The organism is Rhizobium sp. CG5 (genome assembly GCF_023701945.1).
Lineage (GTDB): Bacteria > Pseudomonadota > Alphaproteobacteria > Rhizobiales > Rhizobiaceae > Allorhizobium.
In genome coordinates, this window is sequence record NZ_JABAEF010000012.1 from 113,349 (window position 1) to 136,509 (window position 23,161).

A 23,161-nucleotide genomic window follows, 5' to 3' on the forward strand; every position below is an offset into this window, starting at 1 on the left:
TGTTTCACTGTTTGTTCTGAGGGGCATTTTCCGGACACTTTTCAGTGCCCGGAGGAAGTCAGATGTTGGGTTGGCCAATTCTAGGTTCCAAAATGGCCAATATTAGAGCCGATTGGCCAGTACTAGCTTCGGTTTCTCACGAAATTTCCACTTTACCCTGTAATGATCAGCTGCACCCACTCGTTGAGCCACACGTGTCGCACTTCTCGCACGTGCCATTGCGCACCATCGTAAAGTTCTGGCATTCCAGGCACATGTTGCCGGTATAGCCTTGCGCGATGGAGCGCATGCGGCGTTCGCTTTCCTTCTTTTTGGCGTCTGCCTTGGCGGCTGCCGCGTCGGCTTCGGCCTTGTCGGTGAACAGGCCCTGGCTTTCGACGGCTTCGGCCAGTTCCTCGGCATATTCCTCGACGAGTGCCGCGGCGCGTTCCTCGTAGTCGCGCTTGAAGGACACCACTTCCGAGGTCGAGATGGCCATGACCGGTTCGATCTTGCGCACCGTATTGCCGACGATCGCCGTGACCGTGGCGCCGACTGAGGCCTTGGCAGGTGCTGCACTTGCGGCACCCTTGGGCTCCAGGCCGGCGGCGGCCGCGCCGTGGCCGGAGACCAGGACCGGCTTGTAGCCGCGGGTCAGGCCCTTGGACACGGCGTCGGCCTTGCCTTCCTTCATGCCGCGGCCAAGCGCGGTATTGCCGAAGTCGGAGGTGTCGACATGGGCGAGATCGTGGCGGCCGAGATAGGAGATCGCCAGTTCGCGGAAGACGTAGTCGAGGATCGATGTCGCGTTCTTGATCGCATCATTGCCCTGGACCATGCCGGCCGGCTCGAACTTGGTGAAGGTGAAGGCGTCGACATATTCCTCGAGCGGCACGCCATATTGCAGGCCGAGCGAGACGGAGATGGCAAAATTGTTGATCAGCGCGCGCAGCGCAGAGCCTTCCTTGTTCATGTCGAGGAAGATTTCACCAAGCCGGCCGTCGTCATATTCGCCGGTGCGCAGGAAGATGGTGTGGCCGCCGATCTTGGCCTTCTGGGTATAGCCCTTGCGGCGGGTCGGCAGCTTTTCCTGTTCGCGCACCAGACGCTCGACGATGCGCTCGACGATCTTCTCGGTGACGATCACGGCTTGAGCGGCGGCCGGGGCCTGCAGCAATTCTTCCAGGGCGTCGTCGTCGCTATCGTCCTCGATCAGCGAGGCATTGAGCGGCTGGCTGAGCTTGGAGCCGTCGCGGTAAAGCGCATTGGCCTTGAGGGCGAGCTTCCAGGACAGCATGTAGGCCGCACCGCAATCCTCGACGGTCGCCTCGTTCGGCATGTTGATCGTCTTGGAAATGGCACCCGAGATGAACGGCTGGGCCGCGGCCATCATGCGGATATGGCTTTCGACCGACAGATAACGCTTGCCGATCTTGCCGCATGGATTGGCGCAATCGAACACCGGCAGGTGCTCGGCCTTGAGGAACGGAGCGCCTTCCAGCGTCATCGCACCGCAGACATGGATATTGGCCGCTTCGATCTCTTTCTTCGAGAAGCCGATATGCTCAAGCAAGTTGAAGCTGATGTCGGACAGCTGCTCCTCGGAGACCTTCAGCGTATCGCGCAGGAAGTCGATGCCGAGCGTCCACTGGTTGAACACGAACTTGATGTCGAAGGCCGCCTTGGTGGCGCCGTTGATCGCTTCGATCTTCTCGTCGGTAAAGCCCTTGGCCTTCAGCGAGCCGGGATTGACGCCCGGTGCCTGGTTGATATTGCCGTGGCCGACGGCATAGGCCTCGATCTCGGCAAGCTGGCTTTCGCTGTAGCCGAGCGCCCGCAGCGCTTCCGGCACGGCGCCGTTGATGATCTTGAAATAGCCGCCGCCGGCCAGCTTCTTGAACTTCACCAAGGCAAAATCGGGCTCGATGCCGGTCGTGTCGCAATCCATGACCAGGCCGATCGTGCCGGTCGGGGCAATGACCGAGACCTGCGCATTGCGGTAGCCGTGCTTCTCGCCAAGCTCCAGCGCCTTGTCCCAGGCAGCTTTCGCATGGGCGACCAGTGCTGGATCCGTGCAATCTTCATGGATCAGGGCGACCGGATCGACCGACAGGCCTTCATAGCCCACCGTCTCACCATGGGCGGCGCGGCGATGGTTGCGGATGACCCGCAGCATGTTGTCGCGGTTCGGCGCAAAGTTGGGGAAGGGGCCGAGCTCTGCGGCCATTTCGGCCGAGGTGGCATAGGATACGCCGGTCATGATGGCGGTCAGGCTGCCGGCAATGGCGCGGCCTTCGTCGCTGTCATAGGGAATGCCGGTCGACATCAGCAGGCCGCCGATATTGGCATAGCCGAGGCCCAGCGTGCGATATTCGTAGGACCGTTCGGCAATCTGGCGCGACGGGAACTGCGCCATCATGACGGAGATTTCGAGAACCACCGTCCACAGGCGGACGGCATGCTCGTAATCAGCAATGTGGATCTTCTTGGTCTTGGCATCCTTGAACTGCAAGAGGTTCAGCGAGGCCAGATTGCAGGCCGTGTCGTCGAGGAACATGTATTCCGAGCACGGATTGGAGGCACGGATCGGGCCGGCGGCCGGGCAGGTGTGCCAGTCGTTCATGGTCGAGTTGAAATGCAGGCCCGGATCGGCCGATGCCCAGGCGGCATAGGAGATCTTTTCCCAGAGGTCGCGGGCCTTCAGCGTCTTCATGACGCGGCCGTCCTTGCGGGCGGTCAGGTTCCAGTCGCCATCCTGCTCCACGGCGCGCAGGAAGTCGTCCTTGAGCGAAACGGAATTGTTGGAGTTCTGGCCGGACACGGTCAGATAGGCTTCCGAATCCCAGTCCGTGTCATAGGTCTTGAATTCCATGTCCTTGTAGCCCTGCTGGGCGAACTGGATGACCCGCTTGACGTAGCTTTCCGGAACCTGGTCCTTCTTGGCGGCCTTGATCTCGCGCTTCAGCGCCGGGTTCTGGTTGGGGTCGAAGCAGGCATCGTTGTCGGCCGTGCAATTGACGCAGGCCTTCATGATCGCCTTCAGATGCCGGGCAACCACCTTCGATCCGGTGACAAGCGCTGCCACCTTCTGCTCTTCCTTGACCTTCCAGTTGATATATTCCTCGATATCCGGATGGTCGATATCGACCACCACCATCTTGGCGGCGCGGCGCGTCGTGCCGCCGGACTTGATGGCGCCGGCCGCCCGGTCGCCGATCTTCAGGAAGCTCATCAGGCCGGAAGAGCGACCGCCGCCGGACAGCTTTTCGCCTTCGCCACGCAGATGGGAGAAGTTGGAGCCGGTGCCGGAACCGTACTTGAACAGGCGGGCTTCGCGAACCCACAGGTCCATGATGCCGCCTTCGTTGACGAGATCGTCCTCGACCGACTGGATGAAGCAGGCATGCGGCTGCGGATGCTCATAGGCCGACTTCGACTTGACCAGTTTGCCGGTGAAGGGGTCGACATAGAAATGGCCCTGGCCGGGACCGTCGATGCCATAGGCCCAGTGCATGCCGGTGTTGAACCATTGCGGGCTGTTCGGCGCAACGCGCTGGGTGGCCAGCATATAGGCAAGCTCGTCCTTGAAAGCGGAAGCATCCTCTTCGGAGGTGAAATAGCCGCCCTTCCAGCCCCAATAGGTCCAGGTGCCGGCCAGCCGGTCGAAAACCTGGCGGGCATCGGTTTCCGAGCCGTATTGTTCGTCCTTCGGCAGCGCCTTCAGGGCTTCCATGTCGGGAACCGAGCGCCAGAGGAACGAGGGCACATCGTTTTCTTCGACCTTCTTCAGGCGAGCCGGAACGCCGGCCTTGCGGAAATATTTCTGGGCGAGGATGTCGGCGGCAACCTGGGAGAACTGCGCCGGCACGTCGATGTCGGCCAGCCGGAAAACGATCGAGCCGTCCGGGTTGCGGATCTCGCTGATCGCCTTGCGGAATTCGATGTCCGCATAAGCGCTCTGGCCTGGCTTGGTGAAGTGACGTTCGATGCGCATTTGCCTTTGTCCCTCGTAAACTCGTGCCCCCGAAAGGCACATAAATATCCGTCCGGCGGCATCACCATGGATGCAGCCAGCCTTTCGCCCGCTCTTTTGAGAGGAATCATCATCTGATGACCAACTCTGTATCTTGTGGTGATGGTGGCTGCAAACACTAAATATAGTATTAACAGATTATTGCCGCCAGTCCCAGTGCAGCTTTTGGCAGCCAAAAATCATAAAAAAAGCGCATGCCATGGGGAAAGAGCCGATCATCGGCATCTCCGCCACTCGCCTTGGTGATTTTTTGAAACGAACCGGTCTCGTACTCGTCCGGTTCAGCCGCCGCCGCAACTGATCACATTAAGTTTGAAACGACTGATTCCGTCAAGGGCTGGTTTGTGTCCAAAATATTAATACAACATCTTGTGGCGCCACGCTGTGGAAAACGGGGAAAGATGGGTCGTTTAGGAATTTCAGTCATTTGCACGGGAAGCTTGATATGCCGTACCCCGTCGCGCGGCTCGGCTCATGTAAGGCGTTAAGGGATTTTATCGCGGAAAACCACCCGATTTGGGTGAGGCCGGCAGAAGCGGGCGGCCCATTGGCGCGAATCGTTTCGGGTCGGACCGATCCTCGAAACGTTGCCCGAGACAGCAGCCTGCGCCGCTTGGCGCAAAAAAAGAGACCGGAACGCGCTGTCGCGTCCCGGTCTCGGGTTCGGCAGTGCTGGAAATTTGTCAGAGCGCGTCGAGGTTGACGCCTACGGTGATTGCGCCGATCGGATTGCCAGCCTCGTCGCTGATCGTCATCGAGGCCTGTGACTGCAGCGCCTGGGTCGATTCGTCCTTCTCGATCTCGTCGACGAATACGGCATCCTTGCCCGCACCAAAGGACTTCTGGAACTTCGCCTCGTCGCCCTGCCAATAGTCGGAGGTGGCGTCGCTCTGGCCGACATTCAGGCCCTTGTTGTCCATCACGAAGACCTCGGAAATCGTGCCGCCCGATGCAGCCTGCTTTTCCTGAAGCAGTTTCGAGACGGCATTGGCGAGAATGCCGTCGATCATGGCGCGGTCGGAACCGTCGACCTCAGCGCGCCATTTCTTGTCGAGTGCGTCTATATCGGCGTCCGTGAGGCTGGCATGGGCGGCGTTCTGGGCCTTGATCGCCTCGATGATCACCGGATCGTTCAGCCAGGGCGCGACATTGGTCTGAACAAATTCGGTGACCGGGGCGACATGGGCTTCCTGGGCCGATGCGGCGCCAGCCGTCAGGCCAAGGCCGGAGACGGATGCAATGAGAAGGACTGCGAGATGTCTTTTCATGGTTGTTTCCTCATTTTGCTGGTTTCAATTATGGTTTCCGAACGGGGCGTTGCCCGATTTCAGAATTCTTCCCAGGACTGGGCGAGGGCGGTATTGCCGGCGGTGCGCGGCCGGCCGGCCGCGGACAGGGGCACCGAGCCGCTTGCCGGCGATGGCGCGCGCGTATGGGACACGGTTCCGGTGCGAAAAGAAGATGCCGCCGTGCCGGCCGGCGCACGGCGCGCCATCGCGTCGGCGATCTGGAACCGGCCCGAAGCGGTCTGCAGCAGGCGGCTCTGCGACAGCAAATCGTGGCAGGCGGCACTGGTTTCCTCCACCATTGCAGCGTTCTGCTGCGTCATCTGGTCCATGCTGTTGATGGCCGTGCTGATTTCCTGAAGGCCCGTTGACTGCTCCTGGTAGGAGGAGACGATCGAGATGATGCTGTCATTGATCTGGTTGATCTGCTTTTCGATGGTCAGGAGTGCGTCGCCGGTCTGATTGACGAGCGCGACGCCCGCGGCCACTTCGCTGTCGGAAGCGCTGATCAACGCCTTGATTTCCTTGGCAGCATTGGCCGAGCGCTGTGCCAGTTCGCGCACTTCCTGGGCGACCACGGCAAAGCCCTTGCCGGCATCGCCGGCCCGTGCCGCCTCGACTCCGGCATTGAGCGCCAGGAGGTTGGTCTGGAAGGCGATTTCGTCGATGACGCCAATGATCTGGCCGATCTGGGCGGAGGACTGCTGGATGCGGCCCATCGCGCCGATGGCATTGCGCACGACGGTTGCCGATGTCTGCGCGCCGGCCTTGGCATCGCTCGTCAACTGGCCCGCATCTTCAGCATTGTGGGCCGAGGTACGCACGGTCGTCGTCACCTCGTTAAGGGCCGCGGCGGTTTCCTCAAGCGAGGCGGCCTGCTGTTCCGTGCGCTTGGCAAGCTGGTCGGTCGATTTTGTCAGCTCCCCTGAGCCGTTCTCGACGGCGATGGTGGCCTGCTTGATTTCGATGATCGCTGCGGCGACCGCGTCGACCATGCCGTTAAAGTCGCCCTGAAGCTTTGTGTACTCCGGTCCGAGCCCGGTCAGATGCGTGGAAAAATCGCCGCTCGCCAGTCTCTCCAGAGCGCGGGCCAGCGCATCCATGACGGTGCGCTGGGACAGAGCGGTCCGCTCGGTCATTTCCGAGTTGCGAGCCCGCTCGCTGTTGAGCGACAGACGCTGCAGCTCGTTCACCCGCTCCTGCTCGATCTTGGCTATGGCGTCATTGCGAAAGACCTCGAGCGCGCGCGCCAGAAAGCCTATCTCGTCGCCGTTCGCCTGATAGACGACTGGCGCATCGAGATCGCCCTGCTGCAGGGCCGAGATCCGATCCGACAGCACGCGCAACGGCTGGCCGACCAGCTTGCGCATGGCGAAGAGGAACGCGATGACGGCGATGGTAATGGCCAGAGACTGCATGGCGAGTGCAAACAGCGCCTTGCTGCGGGCTGCGGTGAATATGTTGGACGCACTCCAACTGGTGGCCACGTAGCCGCTGACCTTTCCCGCCTTGTCCAGCGGCAGAGGCGAAATGATGGTGAAATATCCCTCATTGATCCGGCCGTCGTCGACGATGCTCTTTTCCGGCTTGCGCGCGACCCTTTCGGCAAGCTCGGACTGGGTGAAAATCCCGCTGACAGCATCGCGATCCCAAGTGTCGATGGCTTTCAGGTCGGCATTAAACGCGGCGAACTGCACGAGGTTGAGGGACGAATCGTCGCGATAGAGCGCGTAAGCCTCCCGCACGGCTGCGGACTTGCCCCATTTCACGCCGCCGGCAGCCAGCGAGGCAAACTGCTCGGTGTCCTTGCGCCAGCTATCTTCGGCGATGTTGAGCATGCCTTCGATTTCATTGTTCAGGTTGTAAACGGCAAGACCGGCAATGCCAAAGGCATTGATTGCAACGATCATGGCGGCAAGTTTGACGGTAAGCGATAGTCTGCGAATGAAACTGGGCATGTGTTGAGGCAACCTTCATGGGCGTCAAGCGGAGCCGGGCACCGGTCAATGCATCGGATGGTAAAAATGCATCATACGCCTCAGGTCCACAGGCCTTCATGCCTGTTCCATCTTTGAATGGTGTAACGTACGGAACGATCTTGCGACTAAAATATTAATGAATGCTAAAGTAGAAAGATATGTTGCGCTTGGCAATAGCCCACGCCACGCCGGCCGTTCGCGGTTTCGAACCCCGATCGACTTGCCTCGAAAAACAAAGCGCTTGTGCCAAGCATTTGGTAAACCATATCAAGTAAAGACGGCGATCCGGGCGAATGGATCTATGTATCACAACCGATTTTGGTCGATTGATTGGCTGGAATCGGGTTTATCTTCTGTCTCAACTAGTCTAGGTTCGAATTGCGGGATGTATGGGTCTGCTGCACAGCCCGTGTGCGATGACGGGATTTGACATTCAAGGGAGTTATCGGTGGGCGACGTGCGCGGCACGACATGGCTGGTTGCGGTTCGGGCACTTTCCCTGCTTCTCATCGTGACAGGCCCCCTGACGGAAGATGTCTGGGCACTGCCGCGCAATCCGGAGCGACCGCTGCGGGAGACAACCTGTGCGCAGGCCACGGCCCGCTACCACGAGGCCCTGAGCGGAAGTTCGCTCGTCTCGCGCCAGCGCAACGCGGAACTGGCGGAACAGGCGCGGCTGGCGATGATCCGGCTGTGCGGCGAGGACAAGTGATCGAATCAGGATGCTTGCCGGACAATCCGGTGGCACCGAAAAGAGACGGGGAAGGGGGACGATACCATGCCGAATATCACAGAGACCACGGACGCCCTGGCGTCGACGGGAACGACCTATCGATTGGGGATCGGCCAGACGGCGCAGGGCACAATCAGCAGCGCAGCGGATGCCGATTGGTTCCGTGTCTCGCTGACAGCCGGGCAAACCTACACCTTTGCCTTGGTCGGCACCGGCGGTAGCGGGGTTACCGATGCCTATCTGCGGCTTCTCAATGCATCTGGCGTGGAAGTCACGTATAACGACGACGGCGGTCCGGGGTTCAATTCCAGCATCACCTTTACCGTGACCACATCGGGCACCTACTATCTGGAGGCCAGCGGCCTGGGTGACGCGACGGGGCAATATGGCCTGTCGGCCACGGCCGGCAGCCGCGCCCATTACGACTACATGATGGGGGCCGGCAACCTGATCCGCGAAGGCGATAGCTGGGCCTCCGCGCCCAGCACCGCCGTCACTGTCACCTATTCCTTCGACACGTCGAATTCGGACCAGACCGATGCCAGCGGCGCTTCCACCGCCTTCATCGCATTGACGGCCGGACAGCAGACGGCGGCGCGGCAAAGCTTGGCGCTGTTTTCCGAGGTTGGCAACGTCACCTTCACCCAGGCTTCGGCCAATACCGGCACGATGCGCTTCTCCGCCTACAATTCCACCACGGACGGCGCCGGCGCTTACGCCTATTTCCCGGGCGGCACGGGCGCCGATGATACGGCAGGCGACGTCAACCTCAACAATGACAGCATCTCGACCGGCAGCATTGCCCGTGGCAGCTATTCCTTCTTCGCCATGCTGCATGAAATCGGCCATGCCATGGGCCTTTCCCATCCCGGCGACTACAATGCCAGTGCAGGCGTCGACATTACCTATGATAACGATGCCCAGTTCACGGAAGATTCCCACCAATATTCCGTGATGAGCTATTTCGACGAAGACAACACGACGGACAGCTTCGACAGCTATCCCGACACTTTGCTGATGTTCGATATCCTGGCAGTCCAGCAATTGTACGGCGTCAATCGCAACACGCGGTCCGGTGATTCCGTTTATGGTTTCAACGCCAATACCGGCTCCGTTTACAATTTCGAGACCAACACCGACCCGGTCTTCTGCATCTGGGACGGCCGTGGCAACGACACGATCGATGCCTCGGAATATTCCATGGCTCAGCGGATCAATCTCGCAGCTGCCTCCTTCTCCAATATTGGCGGATTCTCGGGCAATGTCTCGATTGCCGTCGGTGCATCGATCGAAAATGCCAAGGGTGGCTCTGGCAACGACACCGTCTACGGCAACAGTCTGGCGAACCGCCTTTGGGGCAATGGCGGCAATGACAAGCTGACCGGCTATTCGGGCAGTGACGTGATGAGCGGTGGCAATGGCAATGACCAGTTTTTCGGAGGACTGGGCAGCGATCGCGTCTTCGGTGGCAATGGCAATGACCGGCTTTATGGCGGTCTCGGCAATGACCGCCTGATCGGCGGTGCGGGAGCCGACAAGTTCGTATTCAACACGACGCTGAACGGCAGTACCAATGTCGATACGATCGACGACTTCAGTGTTGTCAGCGACTTCGTGGTGCTGGAAAACGCCATCTTCACCCGGGCCGGCGCGGCCGGAACCCTGTCGTCCGCAGCCTTCCGCAAGAATGCTACCGGCTTGGCGGGCGATAGCAGCGACCGGATCATTTACGAGACCGATACCGGCAATCTTTTCTATGACTCGAATGGAACGGGTTCGGGAGGGCGCGTCAGGATCGCCCATCTCGACGCCGGCCTGTCGATGACCCATCAGGATTTCCTGATCATCTGACGTCGGTTGCGGGCTGTCCGGTTACCGGTTTGAAACAAAAAGGCGCCTCCCGGGCGCCTTTTTTCGTCGACATGCGTGCCGGTCGTTTCAGATCCGGGGTGCCGGATGGCGGGCCCCAGCAGGGGGCGCCAAGCTCTCAGCCGCGCGCACCCTTGGCGATCGGCTCCTGATAGGTGAAGCCCATGTCCCAGGGGAAATAGATCCAGGTATCCTGGCTGACTTCGGTGACGAAGGTGTCGATCACCGGCACGCCCTTCGGCTTGGCATAGACGCAGGCGAAATGGGCTTTCGGCAGCATGGCGCGCACCTCGGTTGCCGTCTTGCCGGTATCGGTCAGGTCGTCGACCACCAGCACGCCGGCGCCGCCTTCGCTGGTCAGTTCCGGAGAAATGCCCTTCAAGAGGTTCATCTCGCCCTGATTGACGTAATCATGATAGGAGGCGATGCATACCGTTTCGATCAGCCGGATGTTCAACTCGCGCGAGATGATGGCGGCCGGCACCAGGCCGCCGCGGGTGATGCAGACGATCGCCCGAAAATCCTGGCCACTGCCGGCCAGCCGCCAGGCCAGCGCCCGGGCGTCGCGGTGAAACTGATCCCAGGAAACGGGAAAGGCTTTTTCGGGAAGGGACATGGGTCTGGGCTCCGCAGGACAAAGGTTTGGCATTGCGCCGGCATCCGGCGTGTTCAACAAGGCAGGGAGCGTGCGGGAGAGGCCATGCCGCGTTCCAGGCGCTGCCGCCAAAAACACGTTTCGCGCGAACGGCGTCGCGCGAAAGCAGCCCGCAGGGGCGATCTGTCTTTGGCCATTGCTATTAGCGGCAATCGTGGGCTCTAGGCAAGCCCGGATATCAAGGCGATCAGCGCGACAGCAGGGTCAGCGCGGTCATCGAATCGAGTACCGTGCGGGTCACGCCGCCAAACAGCGTTTCCCACCAGCGCTTGTGGCCATAGGCGCCCATGACCAGCAGATCGATGCTGCTGTCGGCCAGCCGGTTCTCGATGGCAGCCGACGCCGACATCTTATCGGTCTCCTGGTGTGCCACCATCACCTTGACGCCATGGCGGGCCAGCGTCGCGGCGATTTCGGCACCGGCCATGTCAGGCGACTGGGTGTTGGTTTCCGGCGGATCGACGGAAAACACCTCGACCGAATCCGCAGCCTTCAGGAAGGGCAGGGCGTCGAAGGTGGCGCGCGCCGCCTCCCGCGAACCGTTCCAGGCGATCAGCACCCGCTTGATCGGCTTCGGCGCCTTGAGGATATAGGGAACGAGAAGCACCGGGCGACCGCTTTCAAACAGGAAGTTTTCCAGATCGGCCCGGCTTTCCGACAGCAACGAATTGTCACCCTGTGCCGCGATCACCAGATCGACGGTCCGGGCGCTGTCGACCAATGACCCCGAGCTGTAGCCGGCCGAGGACAGGAAGCTGCGCCATTCATGGGAGGCGCCGTTGCGTTCGGCCAGACCCCGGAAGATCTGCTCGACATTGACCGTTTCGGTATGGGCCATGTCCTGCAGCGCCTGAACCGTGGCCGGATCGGGGATCTCCATCGGTGCAACCAGCGGCACGGCGGCAATGGTTTCGGCATGCAGGCCGACGATATGGGATTGGAAGGTGTCGGCCAGCGCAATCGAGAATTCGCTAATCTGGTGCGCGTTCTTGGGCGTGTCCAAGACGGCTAGAATGGTTTTGTAGCCCATGATCTTCTCCTCAGCGGTATCTGTGATGTGCCCGCCTTGTGACTGTATGCGCGCAACCCTCTGCCCTTCCTTGACTTCGGTCAACCCCGCGGCAATCCCCGGTCGGCTGTCTCAAGGGTTTCCAGAGCCAGCCGCGCGGCTGGCCGCCAGGTCGGCGATCATGGCCTCAATGGCCGCAGCGGCTGCCTCCAGCGGCGCTTCGCTGCGGGCCCGCACGACCAGCTCCGTGCTGAAGCTGCGCCCGTCGAAGCGCGGATAGGAGCCGATGCTGGTGTCGGGATGCTCTTTCTGGATGGCGGCCAGCAAGGTGCCGATATCGCCTTCGCCGAACGGGCAGGCGAGCGCCCGCGACAGCAACTTGCTGCCAGCCGGCAATTGATCGATCACCGCGTTCAGCATGGCCTGGAAGACCTGCGGCACGCCGGCCATGACGAAGACATTGCCGATCTGGAAACCCGGCGCGGTCGAGACCGGGTTGGCGATATGGATGCTGCCTTCCGGCATGCGCGCCATGCGCTTGCGCGCTTCGGTAAACTCCATGGCGCGGCGGCTGTACATCTCGCCGAGCAGTTCCATCGCCTTGTCGTCATGGATGCAGGCAAGGCCAAAAGCCTTCGAGACGGCATCGGCGGTGATGTCATCATGGGTCGGGCCGATACCGCCGGAGGTGAAGACATAGTCGTAACGACCGCGCAGCGCGTTCAGCGCTTCGACGATCGCCTCCTCCTCGTCCGCCACGATCCGCACTTCCTTGAGGTCGATCCCGGCCAGCGTCAGCATGTCGGCGAGATGGCCGATATTCTTGTCCTTCGTCCGTCCGGACAGCAGTTCGTCGCCGATGGCGAGCATGGCTGCCGTGACGATGGTGGCGTGGGTCATGGAGATGTTCCTGAATGCTGTTGGTCGCTCACTACTTAGCGCCGTTCAGCGCCAAAGCAAATGCTGCTTGGCACAGGTTTGCGTCGCGCGAATGTCAGGAGCAGGGCGCAGGCGCAGCGCGCTTGTGAACAGTCCGTCTTCGCTCGGTAGGCTAGCCCTGTGCGCCAAGAGCGCTACATATGCATCCGACGCTCTACATTATCCCCTGAACGAACGGAGACATATCATGGCTAAGGTTCTGGTTCTTTATTATTCGGCTTATGGCCACATTGAAACGATGGCTTACGCTGTGGCCGAAGGCGCGAAGTCGGCAGGCGCCGACGTTACCGTCAAGCGCGTTCCCGAACTGGTGCCGGAAGAGGTCGCCAAGGCCTCGCACTTCAAGATGGACCAGAAGGCCGAAATCGCCACCGTCGAGGAACTGGCCGAGTACGACGCCATCATTGTCGGCGCCGGTACGCGCTTCGGCACGGTCGCATCGCAGATGCGCAATTTCTGGGACCAGACCGGTGGCCTGTGGTTCGCCGGCAAGCTGGTCGGCAAGGTCGGCTCGGTGTTCACCTCGTCGGCAACCCAGCATGGCGGCCAGGAATCGACCATTCTCGGCTTCATCCCGACCCTGCTGCATCATGGTCTCGTCGTCGTCGGCCTGCCCTATGCCTTCCAGGGCCAGATGGGCGTTGAAGCCGTCAAGGGCGGTTCGCCCTACGGCGCGTCGACGATCACCGATGGCGATGGTTCGCGCATGCCGTCCGAGATCGAACTCGACGCTGCCAAGTTCCAGGGCGCCCATGTCGCCAAGATTGCCGCCAAGCTGTCGGCATAAGAAAACGGCCACCAAAGAGGTGAGTCTGAGGAAGCGCGGCCCTGTGGGTCGCGCTTTTTCGTGTTGGGAACCGGCCGCTGCGCGCGTTGCTGCCAAGCCAATCTGCTATAGGTCCCTAATTGTTCCTTGACCTTTTTTCCCTAGCCTTGGCGGGCGCCAGCGGCGTTTTCCGCTGGGTGAAGGATAACGGTTATGGAAGAACGACGAAAGGCAACCCGGTCGCGCGCGCTGAAGGCAGGACGCGTGGTGTCCAACAATGGTTACTCGACCCACAACTGCATCGTCCGCAATATAACGGCTCAGGGCGCAAAGCTGGTCTTCGAGACCACCATCGATATTCCGGATCAGTTTCAACTGCGCCTGGAGGACGGCGTGCAGCACGCCTGCACGGTGCGCTGGCGCACGATGAAGGACATCGGCGTTTCGTTCGACAGCTGATCGAGTGGCGGCTGCGCGCAAACAAAAGCGCAGGGTGGTGTGGCGGCTGCGCGCAAACAAAAATGGTGCGGGCGGCGGGGGTCGAACCCGCACAGCCGAGGCCGAGGGATTTTAAGTCCCTTGCGTCTACCAGTTTCGCCACGCCCGCGCGGCCCTTGTTTCAACCAGTTGCGGAGGCGCGTCAAGGGCGGCGTTACGGCTTTGTGACGCTTGCCGTTTGTTATTTCAGCACGGTGAATGGTTGCTCGAAGGCGGTGACCTTTTGGCCGACATTGTCGTTGATCGTATAATGCAGCACGTAGTCGCCGGGCTCGGCGCCGGTGATGTCAAGCGTCAGATGGGTGTAGATTTCCTGGTTGGCGACAAAGCCGGTGAAGCTGAAGCTTCCGAATCCCTTTTGCGCGGCAAGGGTCTCGCCCCCCTTGTCCTTCAGTTCCAGGTCGACGCTGAAATTGGATTGCTGCTGTCCTTCGCCGATATCCTTCCAGGATAGGCCGATCAGTTCGACATAGGTGACCAGCGGCTCGCCGGGGGCGAAGGTCGAACCCTTGCGCGGCGTATACGCGCCATAGGCCTTGGGTTTGTCCGAGACGAAGACCGCCGTTTTCACGGAAAAGGGCAGGGTGGCGGCAAAGGCGGCAAAGGCTTGGGCCGCCGCATCATAGGCGCCGAGCGGATCGCCAGCCGCCGCCTTTTGTTCGGCAGTGGCCGCGGCATCGGCAAGCGGTCCGGCCTTGCCTTCGGCGGCCGTCGCGGCGGCGATGACCGCCGCCACCCATGCGACACGTTGCATGCGCCTGCCAAACCGTGTGCTGATCTGGTTCATTGTCCGGCCTCCCTTGCCCATCCCCCTGGCGACAATTTCAAGCAACGACCGGGACAGTCAAGGGGCCAGGCGTCAGGTTTTCCAGAACATCGGCATCAGCAGCACCATTACGGACAGCACTTCGAGGCGGCCGAGCAGCATCATCAGCGACAGCAGATAAAGGGCCGGATCGCTGATCGTCGAAAAGTTGCCGACAGGCCCGATGATCGGGCCGATGCCGGGGCCGACATTCGACAGGGCGGTGATGACGGCCGATGTCGATGTCTCGATATCATAGCCCAGCAAGCCCATAACAAGGCTGCCGACCACCCACAGGAAGATATAGGCGGTGGTGAAAAGGATGACCGTGGACTGGGTCTCCGTATCGACCGTTTTCCGACCGTAGCGAACCGAATAGACGGCGTTCGGATAGATGAGCTTCTTCAACCCTGTCGTGATGATGCTGGCCAGGATGACGAAGCGATAGGCCTTGATACCGCCGGCTGTCGACCCCGAGCAGCCGCCCATGAAGGTGGCAAACAGGGCCAGCAACACCACGAAAGGGCCCCATGCGATATAATTGTCGCTGGCAAATCCGGTTGTCGACAGGATGGAGGAGATATTGAAGAAGGAATGGGTGAGCGCCGTGGTCAGTTCGACATCGTTGCGCAGGTGATGGTAGACCGCCACCGCCACCGAAAAGGCGCAGAGATAGCCGATGAAGACGCTGATTTGAGGATCGCGCAGGGCATCCAACCGTTTGCGCACGATGAAGACGATGAGGATCGAGAAGGGCAGGCTCGAGATCGTCATGAAGAAAGTCGAGACCCACAACAGGGCGTCGTTCCGGAAAAAACCAAACGAGGCATCATGGGTGGAGAAGCCGGCCGTCGCCACGGTGGCCATGGCATGGTTGATCGCATCGAAATGGCCCATGCCGGCAAAATCATAGGCCACGGCGCAGCAGAGCGTGATGCCGACATAGACCGCGACAAAGGCCCTTGTGAAGCTTGCCAGCCGCGCGAAGGGTTTGTCGTTGGTGTCGGAGGATTCCATCTTGAAGAAGGCCATGCCGCCGACCCTCAGGAACGGCAGCACGAACAGGCCGAGCGCGACGATGCCGATGCCGCCCAGCCAGCACAGCAGCGACCGCCAGAGCAGCAGCCCCGGCGGCATATCATCCAGGCCGACCAGCACGGTCGATCCGGTCGTGGTGATGCCGGAAATACACTCGAACAGCGCCTGGGCGAAGGTTAGCCCCTGGCCGGAGAAATAGATCGGCACGGCGCCGACCAGCGAAAACACCGCCCACAGCAGGTTGACCAGGACGAAGCCGAGCCGCTTGGTAAATGTCGGTGGCGCGCCGCGCGTCGCCATGGCGGTCATCAGCGACAACCCGCCAACCATGAAGGCGCAGATCGCGAAGATCTCCCAGTCCTCATGGCCGTAATAAAGGTCGATCATCGCCGGAACGACCATCGCCGTCGCCAGATAGAGCCCGCACAGGGCGGCGATGTAAATGGCGAAGCGGAGGAGGTTGGCGTTCAAGGACGAGACGTTCCTGTACAAAATGTCGCGGAAAAGCGCTTTGTTTCCACCTGTTCGTTATGCCATAGCGGGAGCCATGGCAAAATTCAATGGATGGACGATGTGACCCGACAGACCGTAGTGCAGGCGACCGAGGCGATGCGGGAGATTTTCCCGGCGACGCCGCTGCAGCTGAACGAGCATCTGAGCGCCCGCTACGGTGCAAACGTCTATCTGAAACGCGAGGACCTCTCGCCGGTGCGCTCCTACAAGATCCGCGGCGCCTTCAATTTCTTCCGCAAGGTGATTGCCGGCGGCGGAACCGACAAGACCTTCATCTGCGCATCTGCCGGCAATCATGCCCAGGGTTTCGCCTTTGTCTGCCGGCATTTCGGGGTCAAGGGTATCGTCTTCATGCCGGTGACCACGCCGCAGCAGAAGATCGACAAGACGCGGATATTTGGCGGCGAGTTCATCACCATCCGCCTGTTCGGCGATATCTTCGACCAGTGCTATGCGGCGGCCCGCGAGCATGTCGAGGCGATCGGCGGCTATATGGTGCCGCCCTTCGATCACGCCGATATCATCGAGGGACAGGCGACCGTCGCCGCTGAAATTCTCGACCAACTGCCCGATGGCGAAAGCCCCGATCTGGTGATCATGCCGGTCGGTGGCGGCGGTCTGTCGGCGGGCATGACCGGCTATATGACGGATATGGCGGCCGACGGATTCGTCTTTGCCGAGCCGTCCGGCGCCCCGAGCCTGAAGCGCAGCCTGGAGGCGGGCGCCATCGTCACGCTGCCGAAAGTCGACAATTTCGTCGATGGAGCAGCCGTTGCCCGGATCGGCGACCTGAATTTCGAAGCTTTGCGCGGCTTTCCGGCCAATCAGGTCCTGCTGATCGCCGAAAACGCCATCTGCGTGACGATCACCGAGATGCTCAATGTCGAAGGCGTGGTGCTGGAGCCGGCCGGCGCACTGGCTATTGCCGCGCTGGAGGAACTAGGGCCGGAGCGATTGCAGGGCAAGACCGTCATCGCGGTGGTCTCGGGCGGCAATTTCGATTTCGAGCGGCTGCCGGATGTCAAGGAGCGCGCCATGCGCCATGCCGGGCTGAAGAAATATTTCATCCTGCGCCTGCCGCAGCGCCCGGGCGCGCTGCGCGACTTCCTCAATCTGCTCGGGCCGGATGACGATATCGCCCGGTTCGAATACCTGAAGAAGTCGGCCCGCAATTTCGGCTCGATCCTGATCGGCATCGAAACCAAGCAACGCGGCCATTTTTCAGGACTGATGGCCCGTTTCGAGGCGGCAGGGCTCGGCTACGAGGACATTACCGAAAACGAGATCCTCGCCAACCTGATCATCTGATCGCCGGCTGGTCCCTGAGCCATGCGGTAATGCGAGCGGCCAGCGGCTGCGTCGTCGAGGGCGACAAAGCGTCGCCGGCAATGACGTGGTGGTTGGGATCCTCGACGGCACCGGGATCGATGATCTGCGCCGGAGCGCCCCAGCGCACAGCGATCATGGCCGTCAGGTCGGGCCTGACCACCGTGTCCTGCGGCGAATAGAGAAAAAGCGCCGGCGTATCGATCGTCTCGACCGGCACGCGTGCCGCAAGGCGCACCAGATGCGCCATGGGGATCAGGGCGTCGACCGGGTATTCGGTCGTCCAGAATGCGGCATGCAATTCGTTGCGGGGTTCGAAACCGCGGCGCGCGCCGATAACCAGCCGGGCAATCTGCCGGCCGAATGGCATGGCGAGCAGAAACGAGCCCGTCGCCTGCAGCCCGTAATTGGGCGACAGCAGAACGACCGCCGCGATGCGGTCGCGGTAAAGCGGCTGCGCCAGCGCCCAGGTGACCAGAGCGCCGCCGGTCGAGGTGGCCATGACCACGGTTCTGTCGCCGAGGCGCTCACCGATGGCAAGGGCTTCGGAAAAATCGGCGATCCAGTCCGAGACGCTGGCCTCGGCGAGCGCATCGCCGCTTTGTCCGTGGCCGGTCAGGCGGGTGAAATAGAGATTGGCGCCGAGATCCCGCGCCACCAGATCCGGCAGCGGTCGGACTTCGCCGGCCGACGCGGAGAAGCCATGGATATAGACCAGCACGACGGGCGTCCTTGCCCGGCTGACCGGATCGGCCCAGACGATCTGCTTCTGCGCACCGGGGCGCACATGGCCGGCTTTGGCTTCGGTATTCGCGAGATAAAGGTCCGGATCGTCGCCGATAACGCGGGGATTGAAGGGGGCAGGGGCTGACGGCGGCATGCGGCCGGTCACGAGCGCAAGGCCGGCCAGGGCGACTGCCGCGACGACGACCGAAACAGCGATAAGTGTATACGGCATCGATCTCCCCGGAGCCAGGATCGTCGGCAGTGTTCCGCATTCGTCTCAAATCCGTGCCAACGTAACGCGACGGCCATTGCCGCGATAGGGCAAGATATCGATGCCCCGTGGAAATCGGGCATTTCGATGAAACGGGGACTTCAGTGCGCCGGACAGATATGCTAGGCACACCGCATGGCTTCGTTTCTGTCGAATATCATTTCTATGTTTTCCGGTGCACCCAAGTCGGGCACCGCCAAGGCTGGTTCTGTGGCAAAGCTTGCCGCCGAGCCGCAGGTTCATGGCGACTGCACGATTTTTGCCGAGCCGATCCGCGAGGGAAACCAGTTCCGGCTGGCCGGACGCATCGAGAAGGTCGTCGAGGGCGAAACCCTGGAGCGGGTGTTCATCCGCGCCGACGTCTTCTCCTCAGCCGACGATGCACTGGATGGCACCTTTCGCAAGGCCCGCCAGATCATCGACCAGAACGGCGCTTCGCTGTTTTCGGACGGCGCGAAGTCGCGTTCCGCCTGAGCGGCGCAAGGGTGCCGCATGCTCTTTTTGCACGTCATGATGGTGCAGCGCCAAAATACACTCTTTCTGCTTGAAAAGATTGAATTATTCCGTGTCCCGCGGTGGCCTCTTTTACCTTAAAAAGCACGTCAAATGATCACTCAATTTTAAGTGATTGCCGATCATATGGCCTTAAAGCTTGGTTCGGGATGTGCGGGTGAAATTCAGGTTTTCGCTATTTGTGAACAGCCATCTGTCGAGATTTCTGGGAGCGGCAGTCGCATTCTGCGCTCTGCCGCCGGCTGCGATGGCCGCTGATACCTCTGCCGCCACGGTCGCCGGCAATCTCGATCTCGTCTGGATCCTGGTCGCAGCCGGTTTGGTCATGATGATGCAGGTCGGTTTTCTGCTGCTCGAAGCCGGCATGGTGCGCTCCAAGAATTCCATCAATGTCGCCCAGAAGAACTTGCTGGATTTTGTCTTTGGCGTTGTGGCCTTTGCCGGCATCGGTTTCATGATCGCCTTTGGAGCGTCCGACGGCTTCATCGTCGGGATCGAAAGTGACCTCTATTTCCTGCACGATCTGACCACCTGGGAAAGCGGCTTCTTCGTCTTCCAGGTGATGTTCTGCGGAACGGCGGCAACGATCGTGTCCGGTGCGGTTGCCGAGCGGATGAAGCTGGCGGCCTATGTATTCGGTTCGCTGTTTCTGTCGGGCATCATCTACCCGGTCTTCGTGCACTGGGCCTGGGGCTCCGCGCTCACGCCCAATTCGAGTGCTTTCCTGGCCAATCTCGGCTTTGTCGATTTCGCCGGCTCGACAGTCGTTCATGCCACCGGCGGCTGGATTTCGCTGGCCGCCTGCATGGTCATCGGCCCGCGTATGGGGCGCTTCGACGAAAACGGCAATGTCGTGCGGATCGCCGGCCATAATCCTGTCCTGTCCACGACTGGTGCCCTGTTGCTGTTCATCGGCTGGATCGGCTTCAACGGCGGCTCGACGGCAAAGGCATCCGCCGATGTCGCGCCGATCATCCTGAATACGGTTCTGGCCGGCGGCATGGCCACCTGTGTCGGCTATGTGCTCGGCTATTTCCGCGATGGTTTCGTGTTGCCGGAAAAGGCGCTGTGCGGCATGCTGGGCGGCCTGGTGGCCGTCACTGCCGGCTGCCATGTGCTGGACCCGTCCGGCGCCCTGATCATCGGCGCCTTGGGTGCCGTGGTGGCCATTTACGGCAACGAGTTCGTCGAGCAGAAGCTGAAGATCGATGATGCGGTCGGCGCGATTGGCGTTCATGCCTTTGCCGGCGTGGCGGGTACGCTGGCGCTGGCCTTTCTGGCGCCGGTCGAGACGCTGCCGGCCGGCGGACGGTTTGCGCAATTCTACATCCAGGCCTTCGGCTCGCTCTTGAACTTCTACTGGGCCTTCGGTCTCGGCTATGCCTTCTTCTGGCTTCTCGATCGCGTCATGACGGTGCGGGTGTCCGTCGAAGATGAAGAGGTGGGGCTGAACGTCGCCGAGCACGCGACAAGGCTCGGTGTCGGCCATGTCGAGGACGCTCTCTCGGGACTGGTCAACGGCACGGCCGATCTGACCCATCGACTGCCGGTTGTCAGCGGCGACGAGGCGGAAAAACTCACCGGCCTGTTCAACCGCCTGATGGACAATATCGAAGCGGAAGAAAAGAACCGTGGCGAGCTTACGGCCAAGCGCCGCGACGACGAAGAGGCAGAGCGAGTGGCAACCATCGCCAACGCCACCTTCGAAGCGATCGTCATGTATCATGACGGCATCATCGTCGACGGCAACGAGCAACTGGCGAGACTCGTGGGATTGCCGCTGACAGCCCTGGTCGGGCGGTCGATTTACGACTTTCTATCGCCGGACGATGGCGCGGTGCTACAGGAGCAGTCGCACAGCGGCGTGGATACGACCTTCGAGCTGTCGGTGCGGACGCAGGGCGGGGAACAGATCCCGGTCGAGACCCGCGGTCGCGATATCGTCTACCGCGGCAAGACGATGCGGGTCGGCTGCCTCGTCGACCTGCGCGAGCGCCGGGAAGCCGAGCAGCATATCCGGCATCTCGCCTTGCACGATCCGCTGACGGGCCTTGCCAACCGGACGCTGTTTGCCGAGCATCTCGCCGCAAGCGTCGACCGGGCCAATGCCGGCTGGGGCTGCGCCGTCATCCTCGTCGATCTCGATCACTTCAAGGATATCAATGATATCTACGGTCATCCGGCCGGCGACGCGGTGATCCGCGAAACCGCCCGGCGGTTGACGGCCTCTCTCGGACGCCAAGACTTCGCCGCGCGTCTCGGCGGCGACGAATTTGCCGTTATCCTGTCCAACGCCTTCTTCGAGGCGCAGATCGAGGATTTCAGCCGGCGTCTGATCGCGGCGTTCCGCAAGCCCTTCGAGACGGGGCGGGGCGAGACGATCAAATGCGGCATCAGCGTCGGTGCGGCTCTCTGCCCGGAACATGCCTCTACGTCTGAGGAACTGATCAACCGCGCCGATGTCGCCCTGTATCAGGCCAAGAATTCCGGCCGCAACACCTGGCAGATCTTCCGCCCCGGCATGAACGAGTTGATCGAGAAGCGGCGGGCGCTGGAAGCCGACATGGAGCAGGCGCTGCAGCGCGACGAGTTCGAACTGTATCTGCAGCCGCGCATCCAGGCCGCCACCGCACAGATCGTCTCCTATGAGGCACTGATCCGCTGGCACCATCCCGAGCGCGGTATTGTCGGGCCAGCTGAGTTCATCCCGGTTGCGGAAGCCTCCGGCAAGATCATCGCCATCGGCGAATGGGTCGTCAAACAAGCCTGTCGGCTCCTGCAGGATGAGGTGGCCGAGGGTCACCTCAGCGTCAATGTCAGCACGGTGCAGTTTCGCCATCCCGATTTCCTGCATAATCTGAGGGCTATCGTTCAGCGGTCCGGCATCGATGCGTCGCGGCTGGAACTCGAAATCACCGAAAGTGTCCTGATCGACAACGACAAGCGGGCCCTGGATATCCTGGTGGCACTGAAGAAATCCGGCTTCCGCATCGCCCTGGACGATTTCGGCACAGGCTACTCGTCGTTGAGTTACCTCAGCCACTACCCGTTCGATGCCATCAAGATCGACCAGGGTTTTGTCAGCAGTCTGGGTGTCGAGGACAATGCCGCAACGATTGTCCGGACCATCATCGATCTGGGGGCAGGGCTCGGTATGAAGGTCGTCGCCGAGGGTGTCGAGACGATCGAGCAGGCGCTGTTCCTGACGCAGTCGGGATGCGACGAGTTGCAGGGCTATCTCCTGGGAAGACCCGTGCCGGCGCGCAGCATTCTGCGGGAGATCGACCCGGCCGTTGCCGTCCAGCTCAAAGGCATGCCAGGCGTTGCGGCGCGCAGGGCAATGCCGCCACCGGCGCGACGGACGAAAGCATAGGCGCGCTTAGGCCCCACAGAGCTCGATTGCCGCCGGCCGCATGCACGAAGACCGCAGCTGATCCCGGCTCGTCTTGTCCTTGACCCCACGGCAATAAAAAATCCGGCCGCTGTCGCGACCGGATCCTGTCTTCATGCAAACTCTGGTGTTCAGGCAGCCTGGGCCAGTTCGGCAGCTTTTGCGCGGGCCGCCGCAATCGCCTTTTCGGCGGCTTCCGGACCATAGGCCAGGCCTTCGACATAGATGGTCTCGACGTCGGTGATGCCCATGAAGCCGAGAACCGTTTTCAGGTAAGGAACGGCATGGTTCATCGGGACGGCGGGACCGCTGGAATAAACGCCGCCGGAGGCCAGCACCACATAAGCCTTCTTGCCGGTCACAAGGCCGACCGGACCGGATTCGGTGTATTTGAAGGTGAGGCCGGCACGGGCCACATGGTCGATCCAGGTCTTCAGCGCCGAATAGATGTTGAAGTTGATCAGGCCGGTGCCGATCACCAGCGTATCGGCGGCCAGCAGTTCCTGGACCAGTTGATCGGAGACAACCGCGGCTTCGGCTTCGGCCGGCGTACGATCGGCCGCCGGCTTGCGGATGGCGGCGGTGAAGGTGCCGTCCATATGGGAGAGCGGATGGGCGGCCAGGTCGCGATGCACGATCTGCGCGCCGGTCTGCGCCTTCAGCTTTTCGGCAAGGTCGGTGGCAACGCTGCTGGACTGGGATTCGGCGCCGCGCGGGCTCGAAGTGATCAGAAGAATGGAGGACATGGCAGTTCCTTATCGTGTTGGCTCAGCGGCCGGGCAGGGAGAACCTCGCCGCTGTGGTCCGACAGATAGGCCGTTGCTGCCATCGA

17 protein-coding genes and 1 tRNA gene are annotated in these 23,161 nt (G+C 61.3%); 7 read left to right on the forward strand and 11 right to left on the reverse strand.

The window, feature by feature from the left end; all coding sequences use genetic code 11:
- Positions 1 to 166 precede the first annotated feature (166 nt).
- From HGO38_RS19545 to HGO38_RS19555, 3 genes are all read right to left on the reverse strand, one after another.
- On the reverse strand, positions 167 to 3,973 hold the full coding sequence (locus HGO38_RS19545) for a vitamin B12-dependent ribonucleotide reductase (protein WP_250957575.1): 3,807 nt from the start codon (positions 3,971 to 3,973) through the stop codon (positions 167 to 169).
- 722 nt (positions 3,974 to 4,695) lie between these two features.
- Positions 4,696 to 5,280 (reverse strand): hypothetical protein, encoded by a 585-nt coding sequence (locus HGO38_RS19550; protein WP_250957576.1) that lies wholly within the window; start codon positions 5,278 to 5,280, stop codon positions 4,696 to 4,698.
- A gap of 59 nt (positions 5,281 to 5,339) precedes the next feature.
- Entirely contained in the window at positions 5,340 to 7,256 is a 1,917-nt protein-coding gene (locus HGO38_RS19555) for a methyl-accepting chemotaxis protein (RefSeq protein ID WP_250957577.1), read from the reverse strand.
- Between the two features lie 469 nt (positions 7,257 to 7,725).
- Between HGO38_RS19555 and HGO38_RS19560 the strand changes: the two genes are divergently transcribed.
- Complete coding sequence (locus HGO38_RS19560; RefSeq protein ID WP_250957578.1) at positions 7,726 to 7,989, forward strand: hypothetical protein; 264 nt, start codon at positions 7,726 to 7,728, stop codon at positions 7,987 to 7,989.
- A 66-nt stretch (positions 7,990 to 8,055) separates the two neighbouring features.
- Positions 8,056 to 9,861, forward strand: coding sequence for a M10 family metallopeptidase C-terminal domain-containing protein (locus HGO38_RS19565; protein ID WP_250957579.1), 1,806 nt, complete (start codon positions 8,056 to 8,058; stop codon positions 9,859 to 9,861).
- Between the two features lie 136 nt (positions 9,862 to 9,997).
- Here the strand turns inward: HGO38_RS19565 and gpt are convergent, their stop codons facing one another.
- The 3 genes from gpt to HGO38_RS19580 all read right to left on the reverse strand — a co-directional run bounded on the left by gpt (position 9,998) and on the right by HGO38_RS19580 (position 12,443).
- Positions 9,998 to 10,495, reverse strand: coding sequence for a xanthine phosphoribosyltransferase (gene gpt / locus HGO38_RS19570; protein ID WP_250957580.1), 498 nt, complete (start codon positions 10,493 to 10,495; stop codon positions 9,998 to 10,000).
- Between the two features lie 226 nt (positions 10,496 to 10,721).
- Entirely contained in the window at positions 10,722 to 11,564 is an 843-nt protein-coding gene (locus tag HGO38_RS19575) for a universal stress protein (protein ID WP_250957581.1), read from the reverse strand.
- Between the two features lie 111 nt (positions 11,565 to 11,675).
- Complete coding sequence (locus HGO38_RS19580) at positions 11,676 to 12,443, reverse strand: competence/damage-inducible protein A (protein ID WP_250957582.1); 768 nt, start codon at positions 12,441 to 12,443, stop codon at positions 11,676 to 11,678.
- 226 nt (positions 12,444 to 12,669) lie between these two features.
- On the opposite strand from HGO38_RS19580, the gene wrbA reads away from it, so the two are divergent.
- Positions 12,670 to 13,269, forward strand: coding sequence for an NAD(P)H:quinone oxidoreductase type IV (gene wrbA / locus HGO38_RS19585; RefSeq protein ID WP_250957583.1), 600 nt, complete (start codon positions 12,670 to 12,672; stop codon positions 13,267 to 13,269).
- A gap of 192 nt (positions 13,270 to 13,461) precedes the next feature.
- Positions 13,462 to 13,707, forward strand: coding sequence for a PilZ domain-containing protein (locus HGO38_RS19590; protein ID WP_250957584.1), 246 nt, complete (start codon positions 13,462 to 13,464; stop codon positions 13,705 to 13,707).
- A gap of 63 nt (positions 13,708 to 13,770) precedes the next feature.
- Here HGO38_RS19590 and HGO38_RS19595 read toward each other — a convergent pair.
- From HGO38_RS19595 to HGO38_RS19605, 3 genes are all read right to left on the reverse strand, one after another.
- Positions 13,771 to 13,855: transfer RNA gene (locus tag HGO38_RS19595), tRNA-Leu, on the reverse strand.
- Positions 13,856 to 13,927: 72 nt separating this feature from the next.
- The gene (locus HGO38_RS19600) at positions 13,928 to 14,533 is read right to left on the reverse strand and encodes a hypothetical protein (RefSeq protein ID WP_250957585.1); all 606 of its coding nucleotides are present in this window, start codon (positions 14,531 to 14,533) and stop codon (positions 13,928 to 13,930) included.
- A gap of 72 nt (positions 14,534 to 14,605) precedes the next feature.
- Positions 14,606 to 16,060 (reverse strand): TrkH family potassium uptake protein, encoded by a 1,455-nt coding sequence (locus tag HGO38_RS19605; protein ID WP_250957586.1) that lies wholly within the window; start codon positions 16,058 to 16,060, stop codon positions 14,606 to 14,608.
- A gap of 93 nt (positions 16,061 to 16,153) precedes the next feature.
- Here HGO38_RS19605 and ilvA point away from each other — a divergent pair, with 93 nt between their 5' ends.
- The gene (gene ilvA / locus HGO38_RS19610; RefSeq protein ID WP_250957587.1) at positions 16,154 to 17,410 is read left to right on the forward strand and encodes a threonine ammonia-lyase; all 1,257 of its coding nucleotides are present in this window, start codon (positions 16,154 to 16,156) and stop codon (positions 17,408 to 17,410) included.
- Here the strand turns inward: ilvA and HGO38_RS19615 are convergent.
- Positions 17,403 to 18,386 carry an alpha/beta hydrolase gene (locus HGO38_RS19615; RefSeq protein ID WP_250957588.1) on the reverse strand — a complete coding sequence of 328 codons (984 nt, stop codon included), beginning with the start codon at positions 18,384 to 18,386 and terminating at the stop codon, positions 17,403 to 17,405. The two genes, ilvA and HGO38_RS19615, sit on opposite strands and share 8 nt — an antisense overlap.
- A 174-nt stretch (positions 18,387 to 18,560) precedes the next feature.
- Between HGO38_RS19615 and HGO38_RS19620 the strand changes: the two genes are divergently transcribed.
- A complete protein-coding gene (locus tag HGO38_RS19620) occupies positions 18,561 to 18,899 on the forward strand; it encodes an HlyU family transcriptional regulator (protein WP_250957589.1) in 339 nt (112 codons plus the stop codon).
- A 286-nt stretch (positions 18,900 to 19,185) separates the two neighbouring features.
- A complete protein-coding gene (gene amt / locus HGO38_RS19625; RefSeq protein WP_250957590.1) occupies positions 19,186 to 22,311 on the forward strand; it encodes an ammonium transporter in 3,126 nt (1,041 codons plus the stop codon).
- A 149-nt stretch (positions 22,312 to 22,460) separates the two neighbouring features.
- Here amt and HGO38_RS19630 read toward each other — a convergent pair whose 3' ends face one another.
- Positions 22,461 to 23,075, reverse strand: coding sequence for an FMN-dependent NADH-azoreductase (locus tag HGO38_RS19630; RefSeq protein WP_250957591.1), 615 nt, complete (start codon positions 23,073 to 23,075; stop codon positions 22,461 to 22,463).
- Between the last annotated feature and the right edge of the window lie 86 nt (positions 23,076 to 23,161).

Bases quoted from the DNA above. Each gene is read 5' to 3' on its own strand.
- wrbA (WP_250957583.1), top strand. From the start codon at position 12,670: ATGGCTAAGGTTCTGGTTCTTTATTATTCGGCTTATGGCCACATTGAA.
- HGO38_RS19615 (WP_250957588.1), bottom strand. From the start codon at position 18,386: ATGCCGTATACACTTATCGCTGTTTCGGTCGTCGTCGCGGCAGTCGCC.
- HGO38_RS19545 (WP_250957575.1), bottom strand. From the start codon at position 3,973: ATGCGCATCGAACGTCACTTCACCAAGCCAGGCCAGAGCGCTTATGCG.
- HGO38_RS19600 (WP_250957585.1), bottom strand. From the start codon at position 14,533: ATGAACCAGATCAGCACACGGTTTGGCAGGCGCATGCAACGTGTCGCA.
- HGO38_RS19630 (WP_250957591.1), bottom strand. From the start codon at position 23,075: ATGTCCTCCATTCTTCTGATCACTTCGAGCCCGCGCGGCGCCGAATCC.
- ilvA (WP_250957587.1), top strand. From the start codon at position 16,154: ATGGACGATGTGACCCGACAGACCGTAGTGCAGGCGACCGAGGCGATG.
- HGO38_RS19555 (WP_250957577.1), bottom strand. From the start codon at position 7,256: ATGCCCAGTTTCATTCGCAGACTATCGCTTACCGTCAAACTTGCCGCC.
- HGO38_RS19620 (WP_250957589.1), top strand. From the start codon at position 18,561: ATGGCTTCGTTTCTGTCGAATATCATTTCTATGTTTTCCGGTGCACCC.
- gpt (WP_250957580.1), bottom strand. From the start codon at position 10,495: ATGTCCCTTCCCGAAAAAGCCTTTCCCGTTTCCTGGGATCAGTTTCAC.
- HGO38_RS19590 (WP_250957584.1), top strand. From the start codon at position 13,462: ATGGAAGAACGACGAAAGGCAACCCGGTCGCGCGCGCTGAAGGCAGGA.
- HGO38_RS19550 (WP_250957576.1), bottom strand. From the start codon at position 5,280: ATGAAAAGACATCTCGCAGTCCTTCTCATTGCATCCGTCTCCGGCCTT.
- amt (WP_250957590.1), top strand. From the start codon at position 19,186: ATGGCCGCTGATACCTCTGCCGCCACGGTCGCCGGCAATCTCGATCTC.
- HGO38_RS19565 (WP_250957579.1), top strand. From the start codon at position 8,056: ATGCCGAATATCACAGAGACCACGGACGCCCTGGCGTCGACGGGAACG.
- HGO38_RS19575 (WP_250957581.1), bottom strand. From the start codon at position 11,564: ATGGGCTACAAAACCATTCTAGCCGTCTTGGACACGCCCAAGAACGCG.
- HGO38_RS19580 (WP_250957582.1), bottom strand. From the start codon at position 12,443: ATGACCCACGCCACCATCGTCACGGCAGCCATGCTCGCCATCGGCGAC.